Raw genomic sequence first — 16534 nt, forward strand, 5'->3', positions numbered from 1 at the left:
TCGCTGCATAGTTGAACAGTGATGTTCAGCAGTGTTCAGCGTAAATGTATCAGCCTCGTATCCTCTCCACCAAAATATCCAAAATCTTCGTGATGGGGCCAAGTCAACCTGCTTTTCTCGACAACAGTGCTAGGATTTGTCGATCGAAACAGTGGCACCATGTCCCCAGAGATCCCGACCGGGCCAGACAAAGACGGCCTCTGTCCAAGCGCAGCCTCGTTTGCCATACTGAAGAAAGATTGTAAATATTTGTTAACGCCATGACTGTCTCTGCTTTGGATCCCGCCAACCCCGCCCGTTTACAGGAGATCGCTCAACGCTTGCGCAGCCCGCGTTCTGCGGACCGGATGGTGGCCTTGGCCCAGTTGCGGGATGTGCCGGCAGAGCAGGCGGTGCCGCTGATTTTGCAGGTCATCGACGATGAGAACCTGCAGGTGCGCTCTTTTGCCGTCTTTGCCCTGGGGATCAAGCAAACGGACGCCTGTCTGCCCAAATTGCTGGAAATCCTCACCCAAGACCCGGATTATGGCATTCGCGCCGACGCGGCAGGTGCCCTGGGCTATTTGGAAGATCCGCGGGCTTTTGAAGCTTTAGTGCGTGCTTTCTACGAGGATGTAGAATGGCTGGTGCGCTTCAGTGCCGCGGTGGCCTTGGGGAACTTGAAGGATCCGCGGGCTTACGAGGTGCTTCTGCGAGCCTTGGATGGGCCGGAGGTGTTGCTGCAGCAAGCGGCCATTGCGGCTTTGGGGGAATTGGGGGATCTGCGGGCGTTGGATCGGATTCTGGAGTTTGCCCAATCGGAAGACTGGCTGGTGCGGCAGCGGCTGGCCCAAGCGCTGGGCAATTTGCCTTCCCCCAAGAGCGTTTCTGCTCTCAACTACCTGGCCAGGGATCCCCACGATAGCGTTGCGGCGGCGGCTCTGGATTCGCTGCGGCGCTTGCGGCAAAGGGGCATCTCAGAAACCACCCCTGAGAAGGGATCCGGGCCAGCCAATTCTGAGGAAGGCTAAAGTAAAGATCCCAGCTCAGCTTGTTCCGGGTTCCCCAATCCCCAGAGAGAGGCCTCCTCTGTTTCCGGCTGAGCCTTTCTTTTCCTAGGATCCCTTGCCTTGATGGTTACTAGCCCCCACTCATCGGTTTCACCTGTTGCATCCCCGTCGCGGCCCCGCATTGTGGCGGCCCTTTCTGGGGGTGTGGATAGCTCTACGGTGGCGGCCCTTTTGCAGGAACAGGGCTACGCCGTGGAGGGGGTCACCCTCTGGCTCATGAGGGGGAAGGGGCAGTGCTGTACCGAAGGCTTGGTGGATGCGGCAGCTGTTTGTGAGCAGCTGGGGATCCCTCACCATGTGGTGGATAGCCGCGAGCTGTTTCAGGCCAACATTGTGGACTATCTGGTGGCCGGCTATGCGGAGGGCATTACCCCTCTACCCTGCTCCCAATGCAACAAAACGGTGAAGTTCGGCCCGTTGCTGGCCTATGCCCGCGAAAAGCTGGGCATCTCGCAGATGGCCACCGGCCACTACGCACGGGTGCGCTTTAACGCCGAGCTAGGACGTTACCAACTCCTGCGGGCGGTAGATCGGCAGAAGGATCAGTCCTATTTTCTCTACGACCTCAGCCAAGAGCACCTAGCCCATAGCCTCTTCCCCTTGGGCGAGTACACCAAGGCCCAAACCCGTCAGTTGGCTGCCCGCTACGGGCTGGTTACAGCCGACAAGCCCGAAAGCCAGGATCTCTGCTTGATTGAAACCTATGGCTCGATGCGGAGCTTTTTGGATCAGTACCTTGGGCAAAGGCCAGGGGAAATCGTCGATACCCAGGGGCGAGTGCTGGGATCCCATGAGGGCATCCACCACTACACGGTGGGCCAGCGCAAGGGGTTGGGGATTGCCTCTTCCCGTCCGCTTTACGTGGTGCGCATCGATGCGGCCATGAACCGCGTTGTCGTGGGGGAACGGGAGGAGGCTACCCAGGCTGAAGCGTGGGTAAGCCAAGTTAACTGGGTCTCTATCCCGGCGCCGACGGCATCCTTGGCTGTTGAGGTTCAGGTGCGCTACCGTACCCCCCCAGTGCCCGCCATGGTGATCCCGGAATCGCCAGAGCGGGTAAAGCTGCAGTTTGCCGAGCCGCAGTTTGGGGTCACTCCTGGCCAAGCTGCCGTCTGGTACCACGGGGATCTCCTGCTGGGGGGAGGGATCCTGGAGCGCCCTTCTCCCTAGGCCAACTGCAACTTCCCTCTCGCCAGGGGGGAAGGATTGGGGGTGAGGGCAAGCCAAACTACGCTGCTTGCGCTTGCAGCTGCTGCAGGGATCGGAACAGGAGCACTGTATAGATATCGAGGATAGGCGCAACTGCCGTGGCGGCAGCATTCCCAACCACAGCCGCACCTAGGGTATCTCCCAGGATCCCCCCAACAGAAAACGAAATCAGGATCGCGATGCCGAAGATCAAACCCACAGCCAGAAATGCCCAAAACACCCCCCACCAACGGCCCCTGACGAGGTTCCAACTGTAGCCCAACCCTTCTGTGGCCCCTTTGTCTTCCAGGACAATCGCGCAGAGCGTGAAAGCCAGCCTTATCCCCCAGTAGATGCCGGGAAGTACAAGCAGCAGCATCCCCAGCGAGACAATCAGCACCAGCAGGATGCTGCCGAATACCAGAGGCACTGCCCTAGAGACAGCCCGATCCAGGCTGTTGCCCAGCGGGGGAGTGCGCTGCTTCAAGTGCTGATCCACCAGCCAAAAGGCTGCCCCTGCCAGGATGGGCAGGCCGATCAGGCCATAGGCCAAGTTGAGGATCCCCCCGAGAAGTGGGGTCAGCTCCGTGACGATGGCCATGATAAAGCCTGGAGAGGCCAGGATCAGCAACGGCCCATAGATGGGGCCTACCATCTCGAATGACCGCTGCAGGAGCCGGATGGGACTGAGGGTAGCGTTTTGCATGACAGAGGGATCCTCGTGGGCAGCCAAGTCCACCCCCTTCATACCACGGGATCTCACCTAGGACATCTTGGGTTGAGCCGAAATCCCAAAAAGGGATCCCTTCTCATCTCAAAGCTAGGCACGGGGAGCACCCTTTTTGCTATCCCCAATGGGGGCAAAAGCGGAAACTAGGAGGCTGCTTGCCCCTTCAATCGTTGCAGGGATCGGAACAGGAGAACCACATAGACCCAGAAGATGGGCACAACGGCTGTGGCAGCGGCAGCCGCAACCATTCTCACCCCAAAGTCGCCAACATCAGCCACAACTATGACAAATCCAACTATCAATCCACCCGCAAAACCAAGAATCAAGCCCAGGACCAGAAGGGCCCAAAACACGCCCCACCAACGACCTTTGACGAGATTCCAACTGTAGCGCAGCCCTCCTGTAGTTCCTTGATTTTCTAGAGCAATGGCACAAGGTGTGAGGGCCAGCTTAACCCCTACATAAATGCCTGGAATGATCAGAAAGATGGAGGCAAGGGAAGAGAGGAGTGCTGCTAAGAGGGTGCCCAGAACTAGAGGCACTGCCTTCGAGACAGCTCGGTTGAGGCTGTTGCCCAGCAGGGGAGCTTGCCGCTTCAGGTGCTGATCCACCAGCCACAAGGCTGCTCCAACTAGGATCGGTGCAACAATGCCATAGGCCAGTTGGAGGATCCCCCCGAGAAGTGGGGTCAGCTCCGTGACGATGGCCAGAATAAAGCCTGGAGAGGCCAGGATCAGCAGCGGCCAGTAGATGGGGCCTACGACTTCAAACGACCGCCGCAAGAGCAGAATCGGGTTAAGGGTGGCGTTGTGCATGGCGGAGAGATCCTCCTGGGCAATCCGATCCACTCCCTTCATACCACGGGATCTCACCTAGGACATCTCGGGTTGAGCCGAAATCCCAAGAAGGGATCCCTTCTCATCTCAAAGCCAGGCACGGGGAACCCCCTTTTTGCTATCCCCAATAGGAGACCGCCTGCCCCTTCAATTGTTGCAGGGATCGGAACAGGAGCACGACGTAGACATTCAGGATAGGCACGACTGCCGTGATGGCAGCAATCCCAGCCACAGGGCTTCCAGCTTCCACGATTCTGTCAGCAAAGGTCTCAGCGGAAGGCGAAATCACACCTACCGTGAAGCCAAAGATGAAAGCTCCAGCAAAAGGTGCCACAATCATTGCCATGAAGACAACCATAAGAAGTGCCCAAAACACTCCCCACCAGCGACCCTTGACAAGGTTCCAACTGTAGCCCAACCCTTCTGTGACTCCTTTGTCTTCCAGGACAATCGCGCAGAGCGTGAAAGCCAGCCTTATCCCCCAGTAGATGCCGGGAAGTACAAGCAGCGGCATCCCAAGCAAGACAATCAACACCAACAGGATGTTGGCGAATACCAGAGGTACTGCCTTCGAGGCAGCTCGGTCGAGGCTGTTGCCCAGTAGGGGAGCTTGCCCCTTCAGGTGCTGATCCACCAGCCACAAGGCTGCTCCGCCCAGGATAGGGGCAACAATGAGGACGTAGGCCAAGTTGAGGATCCCTCCGAAAAGTGGGGTCAGCTCCGTGACGATGGCCGGAATAAAGCCTGGAGAGGCCAGGATCAGCAGCGGCCAGTAGATGGGACCTACCAACTCAAACGACCGCTGCAGGAGCGGGATTGGGCTAAGGGTGGCGTTTTGCATGGCGGAGGGATCCCTGTGGGCGATGAAGTCCACCCCCTTCATACCACGGGATCCCAGCTTTGGTTCGGGGAGTAGAGTTAAGAAAGTCTACATTGCTTTTTTTTACAGATCTAGGCCGATTTTTGCAGGATCCATGCCGCTGCCTGTTCGCCGCTGCGCAGGGATCCCTCGAGGCTGCTCTGGTGGGTGTATTCCCCGGCCCAAAGGAGGCCCGGCAGGCCGCTAAAGGTGGGAACCAGATGCTGCTGAAAGCCGGGGGGTTGTACAAACTGGGCAAAAGGGATCCGGTACACCCGCAGCAGGCGCAGTTGCTCCAAGGGGGCTTTATCGCTACGCGACGCTGCCGCGACGGGGAAGTAAGTTTGCAGCTCGGCCCGGCAGGCTTGGGCCAGTTCCTCGTCCCTCAAGGGGGGATCCCCTAGCACCACCACCGAATACAGGTGTTGGCCAGGAGGAGCCAGCGCCGGGCTGATGCGGGTAAGTTGGACCCAATGGTTGATCCAGCCCTGGCCGGTGGCGTTGAGGTACAAGTAGGCGCCGCGGCTGAGGGAAAAGGGGGCGCAGAAGTAGAGACAGGTCACCGCTCGCCCCTGGGTGGGAATGGGGGTGGGGGCTTGAGGGCACAGCTCCGCCTGCCAGGCCCGTGCCTGAGGGGCATCAGTAGCACAAACTACCCACTCGGCAGGGATCTCTTCACCCTTGGCGGTGCGGATCCCGCGCACTTTCCCGTCTTCTGCCAGGATGCGCTCCACCTGGGTTTGGTAGCGGATCTGTTCGGGGGACAGGTGACCGGCCAGTTGTCGGGCCAGCTCTCCCATGCCCAAGGCCGGGGTGACGATGGAGCCCTCAGCCATCATCTTGAAATAAAAGGCAAAGAGGCGGGCGCTACTGCCCAGATCCGGATCTAGAAGGATCCCGCGGAAAAAGGGGTAGAAAAAGTGCTGGCAGATCTGTTGGGAAAAGCCGTACTGCTCCAGAAACTCCCGCAGCGAGCAATCGGATCCCCCTAGCCCTTCTTGAAAAACCTGCTCCGGGCTGCGGCGCGCCAGCTCGGATCGCAATTGCAGCACCTTGAGCTTGTCCCCAAAGCTGGCCAAGGGGTTGAGCAAAGAGGGGAGAAGGCTGGACAGATCCCGTAGGGGATCCCCCAACAGCCAGCAGCGACCGGGTTGAGCCAAAATAGCGCCGGGCCGGTAGGGACGGGGATCGAGCTTGCCCAGATCCAAATGCTGTCGCACTTTGGGATAGGCGGTGAACAGCACCTGAAAACCGCGATCCAGGCGAAAGCCATCCACCTTGTCGGTACGCACCCGCCCCCCAGGGCCATCGCTTTTTTCCAGAACCAGGACATCCCTCCACCCCGCCTGGCTCAGCACTTTGGCGCAAGCCAAGCCGGCCAGCCCCGCCCCAATGATGACAACTTTGCCCATGCTCTGCCGGGATCCCTTCTTCGTCGAGTATTTTATCTGCTTGGATCCCACTAGGGCTGAGCTGGGTCGGCTGGCCCCCAAATGCGAATTGAGCCATCGGCGCCACCACTGAGAAGGGTCTGCCCATATCGCTGCGCGACGCTTCCGCGACCGGGGCCAAACAGCAAGACGCTCACCATCCAAGTCTGGCCGCCCAGGGTGCGCAACTGTTCTCCGCTGCGCAGATCCCAGAGCTTGATCTGGTGAGCGCGGTAATCGGTGCCGCTGGCGAGCAAGCGGCCATCAGGGCTGAGGGCAAGGGCGGCCAAGCCGGACAAAGTCTGGGGCAAGGTGCGCTCCAAGGATCCCGTGCCCAAGTTCCAGACCAAGATGCCACCGGTACTGCCAGCGAGCAAATAGCGGCCATCTGGACTCAGAAGCACCTGCTCGATGGGGTAGTCGGCCTTTAGGGTTTCCAGCAAGGCCCCGCTGCCAGGATCCCAAAGGTGAACGGTGGGATCTCCATTGGCGGCCACCAAGATCCAAGGGGGGATCCCTTCAGATTGGTGGGAAGTATTCATACGGGTAGGTCTTGGGCCAAAGGCCACTGCTGTAATGCCAGCCCTCTGAGGGGTCTCCTGGGCGGCAGCAGTGGGAGGCGCCAGGGTGCGGATCAACTGGCCGTTGTCGGCCTGCCAAAGGCGGATGGTGCGGTCGGCGCTGCCACTGGCGATCCAGCGACCCTCTGGGCTGATGGCGACGCTATTGATCAGCTCCGTGTGTCCCTGCAACTGCAACCGTGGCACCCCATCCCCCGGCGGGAGAGCCGGAAAATCCCAGACGCGCACTGTTTTGTCGGCCCCCCCACTGACCAGAAAAGTGCCATCCGGGCTGATGGCCAACGCTTCGATGGATCCCTTGTGGCCTGCTAAGGTTTGGAGAAGTTCACCGGCGTGGGGATCCCAAAGCCGGATCATGCCGTCGTCTCCCCCGGCAGCAAGGAGATTTCCATCCGGGCTGATGGCCAGAGCAGTGACGGCGACAGGGCCTTCCAGCGTAGCCTTGAGCTGCAAAGACTTGGCCCAGTCTGCCGGGTCGTTATCGCTACGCGACGCTTCCGCGACCGTGACGGCGGTGGGGACGGAGGCATGAGAACCGTTCTCGCGAGTAGGACGGAGTCCCAGGCCGTTGCGCTTTGCCGGGCCAGAGGATCCCGTTCTCGTGAGGGGGACAGAATCCTTGGGCTCCCCCCGCAGGCCAAGGTTCGCCCTCATCTGCCATACCCCTGCTACCGTCAACGCCAGCAAAGCCGCCAAGCTGCCTCCTGCCCAAACCGGTGGGATCCGGGGACGCGCCCGCAGCGATACCGGAGAACGCGGTGGGGTGGTTGGCTCCTGTAAGGGCTCGGCGGCGACAGGGCTGGGCTGGGACAGGAGTTCGGCGGCAGGGGGGCTCTCGGCGGGGGGCAAAGCCTGCAAAGCGGCCAGAGCTGCTGTTGCTGAAGGAAAGCACTGTTGTGGGTTGCAGCTCACCAAACGATCCAGAAAAGCAGCAAAAGGAGCGCTAGTAGAGGCCAGATCGTGCCAGCGCAACTCCCCCGTCAACGGGTCGCGAAACAGCTTCTGGGGCGGGATCCCGCAGAGGGCCTGCAGGGCAATCAGCCCAAGAGCATAGAGGTCGCTGCAATGCCTGGGGCCATAGGGGTTCCCGAAGCCAGAGCCGGAAAAAGCCAGACCCTGTTCCTCACCCCCCCACTTCAACAACACCCATCGGCCATCCGCCTGACGGTAGATCAAGCGAGAGGGCTGCAGGTTGCAGCAGCTCACCCCTTCCCCATTCAGGAAGGCCAAGGTTTGTAGCACATCTTGCAACAAGGCTCGTACCTCAGCCTCTGTCCAGTCGTGCCCCCAATGGCAGTGCATTTGGCGGGACGGAGTCGTTAGCTGGCCCCTCTCGGTTGCGTTACCTAGCAATAGAGCTTGTTCCAGGGTGGGCCCTTCAACCCATTCTTCCACCCAATAAAACTCCCCCTCTTGCTCAAAGCAGGCCAACAGGCGGGGGATACCCTCGTGGGATCCCAGGTGCTCCCGCAGCGCCACTTCTTGCTGAAAGAGATGCCGTAGCGAGGCGGAGTCCTCACTGTGTTCGCGGTGCGGAGCATTTTGGCCGGCCTGCCAGCGTTTGAGCACCACCCGAAGCCGCTCAGGATGATGGCTATCCTGTGCCAAGTAGGTTTGTCCGCTGGATCCCAGTGCTTCCAAGATCTGATAGCGGCCACCCAGGGTCTGCCCTACCATGGGGAGAGTGCGAACCTTTTCCTTCCGACCCATCATGCCATAGCGACGTGAGACTCAGGCTAACCGTTCACCCTTGCGTTCACGGTGCGGAGCGCCTGGGTGGGATAGAGTCCTCGCCGCATCAGTCCTCCACCGCCATGGCTGAGGTGAGCAGAGCAAAAAGCGAAAGGAGATCCCGACAGCCGCTTTCGGTCAACTTTCTCCCTGGAGCAGGCTGAGTTGCTCAGCGACCTGGGGGATGTTGTTGCAAAACCTGCTTCAAATATCGCCCTGTATGGGATCCGGGGTGCTCAGCCACCTGTTCTGGAGTGCCAACGGCGATGATCTGGCCGCCGCGGTCGCCGCCCTCTGGCCCCAAGTCAATAATCCAATCAGCACAGCGGAGAATGTCCAGGTTATGCTCGATCACCAGCACGGTGTTGCCTGTATCCACCAGCCGTTGCAGGACGTTCAAGAGCTTGTGGACATCGTAAAAAGACAAGCCGGTGGAGGGCTCATCCAGCAGATAGAGGGTTTTGCCGGTGGAGCGGCGGGCCAGTTCTGCGGCCAGCTTGACCCGTTGCGCTTCCCCACCGGAGAGGGTAGGAGCTGGCTGGCCCAGCTTGATGTAATCGAGGCCCACATCGGCCAAGGTCTGCAGGATCTTGGCGGCAGGAGGCAGGGCAGCGAAAAACTCCAGCGCCTCCCCCACCGTCATATCCAGGACTTCGGCGATGTTCTTGCCCTTGTACCTGACCTGCAGGGTTTCGCGGCTGTAACGGCTGCCCCCGCAGACTTCGCAGGTGACGTACACATCGGGCAGGAAGTTCATTTCAATCACGTTCACCCCCTGCCCTTTGCAGGCTTCACAGCGCCCCCCCTTGACATTGAAGGAAAAGTGGCCGGATGGGTAGCCTCTGGCCTTGGCATCCAAGGTTTGGGCAAAGGTTTGGCGGATGGGATCAAACAAACCCGTGTAGGTGGCAGGGTTGGAGCGGGGGGTACGGCCAATGGGAGATTGGTCGATGACGATCACCTTGTCGATGTGTTCGATGCCCTCAAGTTCTCCCATCTCCGCGGGTTGGGGCACCTTGTGTCCAAGATGGTGCTGCAGGGCAGGGTAGAGCAATTCGTTGACCAAGGTGGATTTGCCGGAGCCGGAGACGCCTGTAACACAGACCAACTTGCCCAGAGGGATCTCCACATCGATGTGCTTGAGGTTGTTTTTGTGGGCATTGGTGAGCTTGAGGGCAACCGCTTTCCCAGCCCGCCGCTGCGCAGGGGTAGGGATCCGCAGCCGCCCCGAAAGATAAGCTCCGGTGATGGAGCGCTCGCAGGCCATGATGTCCGCCAGGGATCCCTGGGCCACCACTTCCCCCCCGTGGATGCCGGCCCCAGGGCCGATATCGACGATGTGGTCGGCGGCACGGATGGTTTCTTCGTCGTGTTCCACCACGATCAGGGTGTTGCCCAGATCTCGCAGGCGAAACAGGGTTTGCAACAGGCGCTCGTTGTCCCGCTGGTGGAGGCCAATCGAGGGTTCGTCCAACACGTAGAGCACCCCCGTCAAGCCGGAGCCCATCTGGCTGGCCAGCCGGATCCGCTGCGCTTCGCCCCCGGAGAGGGTCATGGCCGGACGGGCCAGCGTTAGGTAGTCCAGGCCCACATCCACCAGAAACTGCAGCCGGGTTTTGATCTCCCGCAGCACCAGCTCGCCGATCTGCACTTGTCGCGGGGTAAGTTTCAACTGCTCCAGGCGGTGCAGGCAGTCGCGGATGGAGATCTCGGTGAGATCCGTGATGCGGTAGCCGCCGATGCGCACGGCCAGAGCTTCCGGCTTGAGACGGGATCCCCCACAGGCGGAACAGGGACGGTAGGTGAGGTAGGCTTCCAGCTTTTGCCGATAGATTTCGGAAGTGGTTTCCTGGTAGTGCCGCTGCAATTGGGGAATCACCCCCTCATAGCGGCGATAGTACCCCCGGCCTCGGTACTGAGATTCTACCTCGGCGATGTAGACCTCCTGGTCGGCGCCGTAGAGGATGATCTGCTGTTGCTGGGGGGTGAGATCACACCAGCGGCTGCTGAGGTCAAAGCCAAAAGCCTTGGCGGCTCCCGCCAACAAAGCCAGATAGTAGGGGTTCTCCCGCTCTGCCCAAGGGGCGATGGCCGCGTACAAGGGGAGCTTGGGATCGGGCACGATCCGCTCGGGGTCGAAGATGGGCTCAAAACCCAGCCCGTGGCAGACAGGACAGGCCCCAATCGGCGAGTTGAAGGAAAACAGGCGCGGCGACAGCTCGCCCATCACCGAACCGTGCTCCGGGCAGGCAAATTGCTCAGAAAAAATCAGCTCCGTTGGCTTGCTGTTCAGGTATTGCCCCGCCGACTCGGCCACCTTTTGCAGCAGCTGTTCTCGCTCCTCTTCCCGCGGCAGCAGCTCCACCACCGCAATTCCTCCCGACTGGCGCAGGCAGGTTGCTAGAGAATCGGCCAGTCGCTCCGCTATGTCGGGGCTCTTGACCAGCCGATCCACCACAACCTCAAGGGTGTGGGTTTTGTTTTTGGCTAACTCGATCTCCTCGCTCAGATCCCGCACCTGGCCGTCGATGCGCACGCGCACAAACCCTTGCTGGCGCAAGCTTTGCAACAGGTTGGCATGGGTGCCCTTTTTCCCCTTCACCACCGGCGAGAGCAACTGAAACCGCGTCCGATCCGGCAGGGCCAGGATCTGATCCACAATTTGATCCACCGTCTGGGGGGCGATCACCCGGTTGCAATGGGGGCAGTGAGGGATCCCAGCTCGCCCATACAGAAGCCGCAGGTAGTCGTAGATTTCGGTAACGGTGCCGACGGTGGAACGGGGGTTGTGGCTGGTGGACTTTTGATCGATGGAGATGGCCGGACTCAGCCCTTCGATGCGATCCACATCCGGTTTGTCCAGTTGCCCCAAAAACTGTCGCGCATAGGCGCTGAGGGATTCCACATAGCGCCGCTGTCCCTCGGCAAAGATGGTGTCGAAAGCCAAGGAGGACTTGCCAGAGCCGGAGACGCCGGTGAACACCACCAGGCGATCGCGCGGGATCCGCAGCTCGACATTCTTGAGGTTGTGCTGCCGCGCCCCCACCACGTGAATTTCGTTTTGGCTGGACATCTCACCACCTTTTCGCGCAGCGTGTCACAGGTATCCCGTCGAGACCGGCGAGTAACAAAATCTTAACGATTCTTAGTTGACGATTCTAATGCTCTTCGCTTTGTCCAAAAGGGGATCCCAGGGAGGGCAAACCGGTAGCAAAAAAGACTTGGCTATGCTGGAAAGGATTGAATCCCAAGGGCCATGACCTGGACACTGCCATCCGTTCAAAAGGTGTTTGTTTACCTGTTGGTGGGGATCGCCTTCACGGCCCTTTGTCTGGGGGATCAGGCTCTGTCGCCACCGGTCATTGCCGTTTGCTTGGCCGCAGGGGCCTGCAGTTGGTTTTGGGAGCCGCCAAGGATTGCTTTTGCCCGCTATGCCCCCCTGTGGATGCCCCTGACGGTGGCGGTGTTGCTTAGCCTGCTGGCTTTGGTTATCTTTGGGATCCTTCCCTTTTCCGATGGGGCCATTGGCTTGGTGCTTTACCTAACGGGGGCCAAGCTGTTTCAGCGGGAACGGGCAGCCGATCACATCCAGTTGGCGGTGCTGTCTCTGCTGCTGATGGCCATTGCCACCCTGTTCAACGAAGACATCAGCTTTGGGCTGCTGTTTTTGCTGTACGTGGGGGTAGGGCTAATCAACCTCACCCTTTACCACCTGCGCCTGCAAGCAGAGCAGCACCCGCAGGCAGCCAGCCAAACCCGTGGCATCAACCTCAACTTTTTGGGCTTTCTCGGATCCCTGGCTTTGCTGGCGGTGATCCTGTCCGTGGCTTTGTTTTTCTTGTTCCCGCGGGTCAGTTTAGGAATTCTGGGTCGCCAGGCCCGCTCGCCGGTGATGACCACCGGCTTTGCCGAGGAAGTCAGCCTGGGAGCATTCGGCACCCTCAAAACCGATAACACCGTTGTCATGCGGGTGGAGTTCCCGGCAGGGGTGCCGCCCCAGGTGGAGTCTCTCTACTGGCGTGGCATGAGCTTTGATCGCTACGACGGGCGGGCTTGGTCGCGGACGCTAGACCGCTTCATCCCCATTTTCCCCAACGCAGCAGGGGTATTTGATCTCTCTGCCTCCAGCTTGATCCCCACTGCTCCCGACCTGCTGCTTCTCCCCTTGGAGCAGCTTATCTATCTGGAGCCGCTGGTCACCAACACCGTTTTTGGGGTGGCCCCGCTGGTGGAGATGGAATGGCTGGAGCGGGGCGGAGCAGCGACGGTGCAACAAGCTTGGCAACGGCAGAATCGCCGCCTCATCCTGAGCGAGACCGGAGATGTTGGCCATTCTCTGCCTCGGCAGGTGCCCCATCTTTACCGCGCCCGGAGCCGGATCTCAAGGGAGTTAAGCCCGCGCTTGCGCCGGCTAGGCCACGCGGAGCTGTTCAGTGCTCTCGACCCAGTCCAACAGGCAGCCTATCTGCAGTTGCCAGCAGACCTGGATCCGCGCATTCCCGCCTTGGCTGAAGACGTTACCGCTGGGATCCCCGATGTCTTTGGCAAGGTGACGGCTTTGCAGAACTACCTGCTGGAGAACTACGCCTATACCACCGATCTGCCGGATCCCGGCCCTGAACCGCCTTTGGAAGCCTTTCTGTTCACCCATCGGCGGGGCCACTGCGAATATTTCGCCACAGCCCTGACGATACTGGCCCGCAGCATTGGCATCCCGGCCCGGATGGTGAATGGCTTTTTGGGCGGGCGCTGGGTGGCGCAGGAAAATTATCTGGCAGTGCGCAATGCCGACGCCCATTCCTGGACGGAGATCCCCTTTGGCCCCTACGGCTGGGTCATCTTTGACGCTACGCCGGCAGAGGCTAATGTTAGTCAGCGGCAGAGCTGGTGGGATCCCCTTCAAGATTTCTACGACAGCTTGCGCTTCCGCTGGTTTAAGTACGTCATCCAGTACGACCTATCCACCCAGCAGCAGATCTGGCGGCAGATTCAGGAGATGGCCAGCGCTGTAGCCGCCTCTCCGGATCGAGAGGATGTCGGTGCTGGCTTCCGTCGCAGCCTGGTTGCCTTGGGGCAAACGTTGCAGCAGAATGGCCTGCCGGTGTTGGGGGTGGTTTTGATCACCGGATCCATGGCCTATTGGGGTCGCCGCCGCCGCTATCGGGCTTTGCGCTGGCAGGATGGGGGGTGGATTCTGTTGGCCACTGCCGGCAATGGGGTTTTGCTGGGATCCCTGTGGCAGCCTCCGCCCCCCTGGCCCACCTGGATGGTTGGCCTCTTGCTACCGAGTCTGGCCTTTGCTGGGATGCGCTGGATCCCGGCGGCTCTACCCAAGTCGCAGCAGCGCCGCCAGCTTATCTCAAGGCTTTATCTGCAACTGCGGGATCTGGCGACGGCGGTGGGGATCCCAGCCCACCTAGGCCCTGAGGCCTGCCTGGAACACTTGCGCCACTCCGATTTGCCACAAGCCCAGTTGGCCATCCAGTTCTTGGAGCGCTACATGGAGGTGCGCTTCGGTGGGATCCCGTTGGAGGTGGGGGAACTGCAGCGCTGGCAGCAGCAACTCAGACAGCTTAGGCAAGCATGGCAGCCACTGGCCAAAAACCCCGCCATCACCTCCAGAAGAGCCACTTGACGAGAGGGACGGCTGCGCCTTAGAACAGGTACCCCAAAAGCCCTGCGAGAAGCCTTGACAGTTATGAGACAGTTAAGAGATAGTTAACGTTAGTTATAGACCCCGTAAGCTGCACTGTCAGACGGGGAAATCGCTCAGTGGCGCACTCGCTTCAGGCACGTTTCGCGCTGCTGCGTTGCTATGCCCTTGCAAACTCATCTGAAGCTGTGTTACGTTTCTAACGTTCAGCTTCGAACGAGCAAGGGCGTGTTAGCTATGCGTAGCTATTCTTTGAGGGCGGCTTTGGCTGCAACTTTGTGTCTGCTGTCCTCGTCAGTTTTTTCCTCTAGTGTGGCTCAAGCGGCGCCTAAGCCAACCGGCAACGGTGCAATCTTCTTTCACCCAGATGGAACCTCAGCTTCCCACTGGGACATTACGCGCATTCTCCACTACGGCCCTGATGGCTTTCTGAACTGGGATCGTCTCCCCGTGATTGCCCCCTATCGCGGGCACCTTCTTGACCAGCTTGGAGGAACTTCCAACGCCGGAGCGGTGATCCATGCCACGGGAACCCGTGCCCACGCCAAGAGCTTTGGGTTGGATCCGGACGGCAAAGAGTACCCCTCTGCCAACGGCACCCTGAACACGATCATGGAAGATGCCGTGGCGGCAGGCTTGGGTACGGCTCTGGTGCAAACGGGATCCATCATTGAGCCGGGGACGGCTGCCTTCGTTGCCAAAGCTGCCAAGCGCAGCGACTATGAGGAGATTGCCCTGCAGGTGGTGGAGTCAGGGGTAGACATCATCCTCGGCGCTGGCGAGGAATGGCTGCTGCCGGAAGGTGTCCAGGGCCGCTTTGGCCAAGGGAAGCGCAAGGATGGCCGCAACCTGATTGAGGAGGCCAAGAAAAAGGGGTACGCCGTTGTCTACACCCGCGACGAGCTGCTCAAGCTGCCGGCAGATGTCTCCAAGGTTTTGGGGGTGTTCAACGTCGAGGACACCTTCTACGACAAGCCTGAAGAAGAGTTGCGGAAAGAAAACTTGCCCAACTACATCGCCAGCGCCCCCACCATTGCCGAGATGACCGAATTTGCCCTGGCGCGGATCTCCCGCAATCCTAAGGGCTTCTTCGCCGTCATCGAAGAAGAGGGCACTGATAACATGTGCAACAACCTCAATGCCTCTGGCTGCCTGGAGGCCATGAAGCGGGCCGACGATGCCATCGGGGTGATTCTCAACTTTATCGAGAAGAATCCCAAGACCTTCATGATCACCACCAGCGACAGCAACGCCGGTGGCATGCAGTTGGTGGATGTCGAGTCCGCCGATGAGCCGTTGCCCCCTACTGACCCCGAAGGCAGTGGTGCCCCCATTGACGGAGTTGACGGCACCGGTAGCAAGCCGTTCATTTCCGCTCCCGACAAAAATGGCAAGCGCTTTCCCTTTGCCGTGGCTTGGGCTACCGGAGATGACGTCGGCAGTGGAGTCATTGCTCGCGCTGCGGGCTTGAACGCCCAAGAGTTGGTGCCGACCACCGGGATCCTGAACACGGACATTTATCGGATTCTCTACTTCGTGCTCTTCGGGGAGCGCATCCCCAGCGAGCTGAAGCCCTAGTGTCTGCTGTGGTCACCTGCCTTGGGCGGGTGTTTGCCCCACAAGCTCTGTCCGTCACGGGGGATCCATCCAGTGGATCCCCTTTTTTTATGAGAACCACATAACGGCGAAGGGGCTAGCTCAGCAAAGCAGATAGACGTAGTTCATTTTGCGTTAGAACTGTACTACAGTGGGCTATCATGGAGCCGAGACTGTCCTTTGGGTTTGAGTTTGTTCCACCAACGCGAACTGCGATCTTCAACCATGCCCACTCCCGCTGACTCCTCTCCATCCCCCCTTCTCCAAAGCGACGAGGTTCTCAAGCCTGAGGACTCTGTTCCGCTGAGGGGGACGGTATTGGCGGCCCGTGAGCCTTTTTTGGGGCTGTTGCGGGATCTGGCGCGGGCCTACCAAGCTTTTGAAAATTACGCCGGGGTTCACATTCGGCAAATGGGGCTGACGGCCCCCCAATTCGATGTGTTGGTTACCCTTGGCAATACCCCTGGGATGACCATGAATGTCTTGGCCCAAAAAACGCTGGTGACCAAAGGGACACTGACCGGCATTGTGGATCGCCTGGAACAAAAAGGGCTGGTGCGCCGGGAAGTGCCCCCGGAAAACCGACGCTGCTTTAAGGTCGTGCTGACAGAAGCGGGGGAAAAACTGTTTGAGGAAATTTTCCCGGCCCACGTCGCCTACTTGAAAGAGCGCTTCCAAAAGCTGGATCCCTCGGAGATGGCGCAGATCCAGGCTTGCCTTAAAAAACTGCAGGCTATTTTCTAGCGCTTTCAGCTAGAAATCGCAGGAGCCCCGCACTGTACCCGTAGGGTCAGTGCCGGGAGGAATGCGAGGTTACAATAGAACTATGACCCAAGTCCTGACCGTATCCTGCAAGCTCAAGGTGTCCCAGTCGCAAGCCG

11 protein-coding genes are annotated in these 16534 nt (G+C 59.7%); 5 read left to right on the forward strand and 6 right to left on the reverse strand.

Features of this window, described 5'->3' with window-relative positions; genetic code table 11:
- Positions 1 to 260 precede the first annotated feature (260 nt).
- Both NW829_RS07455 and mnmA read left to right on the forward strand, forming a co-directional pair.
- A complete protein-coding gene (locus NW829_RS07455; protein ID WP_414413786.1) occupies positions 261 to 1010 on the forward strand; it encodes a HEAT repeat domain-containing protein in 750 nt (249 codons plus the stop codon).
- 102 nt (positions 1011 to 1112) lie between these two features.
- Positions 1113 to 2219, forward strand: a complete 1107-nt coding sequence (gene mnmA, locus NW829_RS07460; RefSeq protein WP_414413787.1) for a tRNA 2-thiouridine(34) synthase MnmA — start codon at positions 1113 to 1115, stop codon at positions 2217 to 2219.
- Positions 2220 to 2277: 58 nt separating this feature from the next.
- On the opposite strand, the gene NW829_RS07465 is transcribed toward mnmA, so the two are convergent.
- The 6 genes from NW829_RS07465 to uvrA form a co-directional block, all read right to left on the reverse strand.
- Positions 2278 to 2985, reverse strand: coding sequence for a glycerophosphoryl diester phosphodiesterase membrane domain-containing protein (locus tag NW829_RS07465; protein WP_414416788.1), 708 nt, complete (start codon positions 2983 to 2985; stop codon positions 2278 to 2280).
- A gap of 125 nt (positions 2986 to 3110) precedes the next feature.
- On the reverse strand, positions 3111 to 3824 hold the full coding sequence (locus NW829_RS07470; protein ID WP_414416789.1) for a hypothetical protein: 714 nt from the start codon (positions 3822 to 3824) through the stop codon (positions 3111 to 3113).
- 97 nt (positions 3825 to 3921) lie between these two features.
- Positions 3922 to 4686, reverse strand: coding sequence for a glycerophosphoryl diester phosphodiesterase membrane domain-containing protein (locus NW829_RS07475; protein WP_414416790.1), 765 nt, complete (start codon positions 4684 to 4686; stop codon positions 3922 to 3924).
- A gap of 68 nt (positions 4687 to 4754) precedes the next feature.
- Positions 4755 to 6074: an NAD(P)/FAD-dependent oxidoreductase gene (locus NW829_RS07480; RefSeq protein WP_414416791.1), complete on the reverse strand. Its 1320-nt coding sequence runs from the start codon at positions 6072 to 6074 to the stop codon at positions 4755 to 4757.
- Between the two features lie 50 nt (positions 6075 to 6124).
- Positions 6125 to 8350, reverse strand: coding sequence for a hypothetical protein (locus tag NW829_RS07485; protein WP_414416792.1), 2226 nt, complete (start codon positions 8348 to 8350; stop codon positions 6125 to 6127).
- 223 nt (positions 8351 to 8573) lie between these two features.
- Entirely contained in the window at positions 8574 to 11477 is a 2904-nt protein-coding gene (gene uvrA, locus NW829_RS07490; RefSeq protein ID WP_414416793.1) for an excinuclease ABC subunit UvrA, read from the reverse strand.
- Between the two features lie 183 nt (positions 11478 to 11660).
- On the opposite strand from uvrA, the gene NW829_RS07495 reads away from it, so the two are divergent.
- The 3 genes from NW829_RS07495 (at position 11661) to NW829_RS07505 (ending at position 16397) form a co-directional block, all read left to right on the forward strand.
- Complete coding sequence (locus tag NW829_RS07495; protein WP_414413322.1) at positions 11661 to 14039, forward strand: transglutaminaseTgpA domain-containing protein; 2379 nt, start codon at positions 11661 to 11663, stop codon at positions 14037 to 14039.
- 255 nt (positions 14040 to 14294) lie between these two features.
- Entirely contained in the window at positions 14295 to 15635 is a 1341-nt protein-coding gene (locus NW829_RS07500; protein WP_414416794.1) for an alkaline phosphatase, read from the forward strand.
- 243 nt (positions 15636 to 15878) lie between these two features.
- The gene (locus NW829_RS07505; RefSeq protein WP_238376932.1) at positions 15879 to 16397 is read left to right on the forward strand and encodes a MarR family winged helix-turn-helix transcriptional regulator; all 519 of its coding nucleotides are present in this window, start codon (positions 15879 to 15881) and stop codon (positions 16395 to 16397) included.
- The last annotated feature ends 137 nt before the right edge of the window (positions 16398 to 16534 follow it).

Origin of the sequence: Synechococcus sp. R55.8, assembly GCF_047461895.1 — a bacterium.
Lineage (GTDB): Bacteria > Cyanobacteriota > Cyanobacteriia > Thermostichales > Thermostichaceae > Thermostichus.

Bases quoted from the DNA above. Each gene is read 5' to 3' on its own strand.
- NW829_RS07500 (WP_414416794.1), top strand. From the start codon at position 14,295: ATGCGTAGCTATTCTTTGAGGGCGGCTTTGGCTGCAACTTTGTGTCTG.
- NW829_RS07495 (WP_414413322.1), top strand. From the start codon at position 11,661: ATGACCTGGACACTGCCATCCGTTCAAAAGGTGTTTGTTTACCTGTTG.
- NW829_RS07480 (WP_414416791.1), bottom strand. From the start codon at position 6,074: ATGGGCAAAGTTGTCATCATTGGGGCGGGGCTGGCCGGCTTGGCTTGC.
- mnmA (WP_414413787.1), top strand. From the start codon at position 1,113: ATGGTTACTAGCCCCCACTCATCGGTTTCACCTGTTGCATCCCCGTCG.
- NW829_RS07485 (WP_414416792.1), bottom strand. From the start codon at position 8,350: ATGGTAGGGCAGACCCTGGGTGGCCGCTATCAGATCTTGGAAGCACTG.
- NW829_RS07465 (WP_414416788.1), bottom strand. From the start codon at position 2,985: ATGAAGGGGGTGGACTTGGCTGCCCACGAGGATCCCTCTGTCATGCAA.
- uvrA (WP_414416793.1), bottom strand. From the start codon at position 11,477: ATGTCCAGCCAAAACGAAATTCACGTGGTGGGGGCGCGGCAGCACAAC.
- NW829_RS07475 (WP_414416790.1), bottom strand. From the start codon at position 4,686: ATGAAGGGGGTGGACTTCATCGCCCACAGGGATCCCTCCGCCATGCAA.
- NW829_RS07505 (WP_238376932.1), top strand. From the start codon at position 15,879: ATGCCCACTCCCGCTGACTCCTCTCCATCCCCCCTTCTCCAAAGCGAC.
- NW829_RS07455 (WP_414413786.1), top strand. From the start codon at position 261: ATGACTGTCTCTGCTTTGGATCCCGCCAACCCCGCCCGTTTACAGGAG.
- NW829_RS07470 (WP_414416789.1), bottom strand. From the start codon at position 3,824: ATGAAGGGAGTGGATCGGATTGCCCAGGAGGATCTCTCCGCCATGCAC.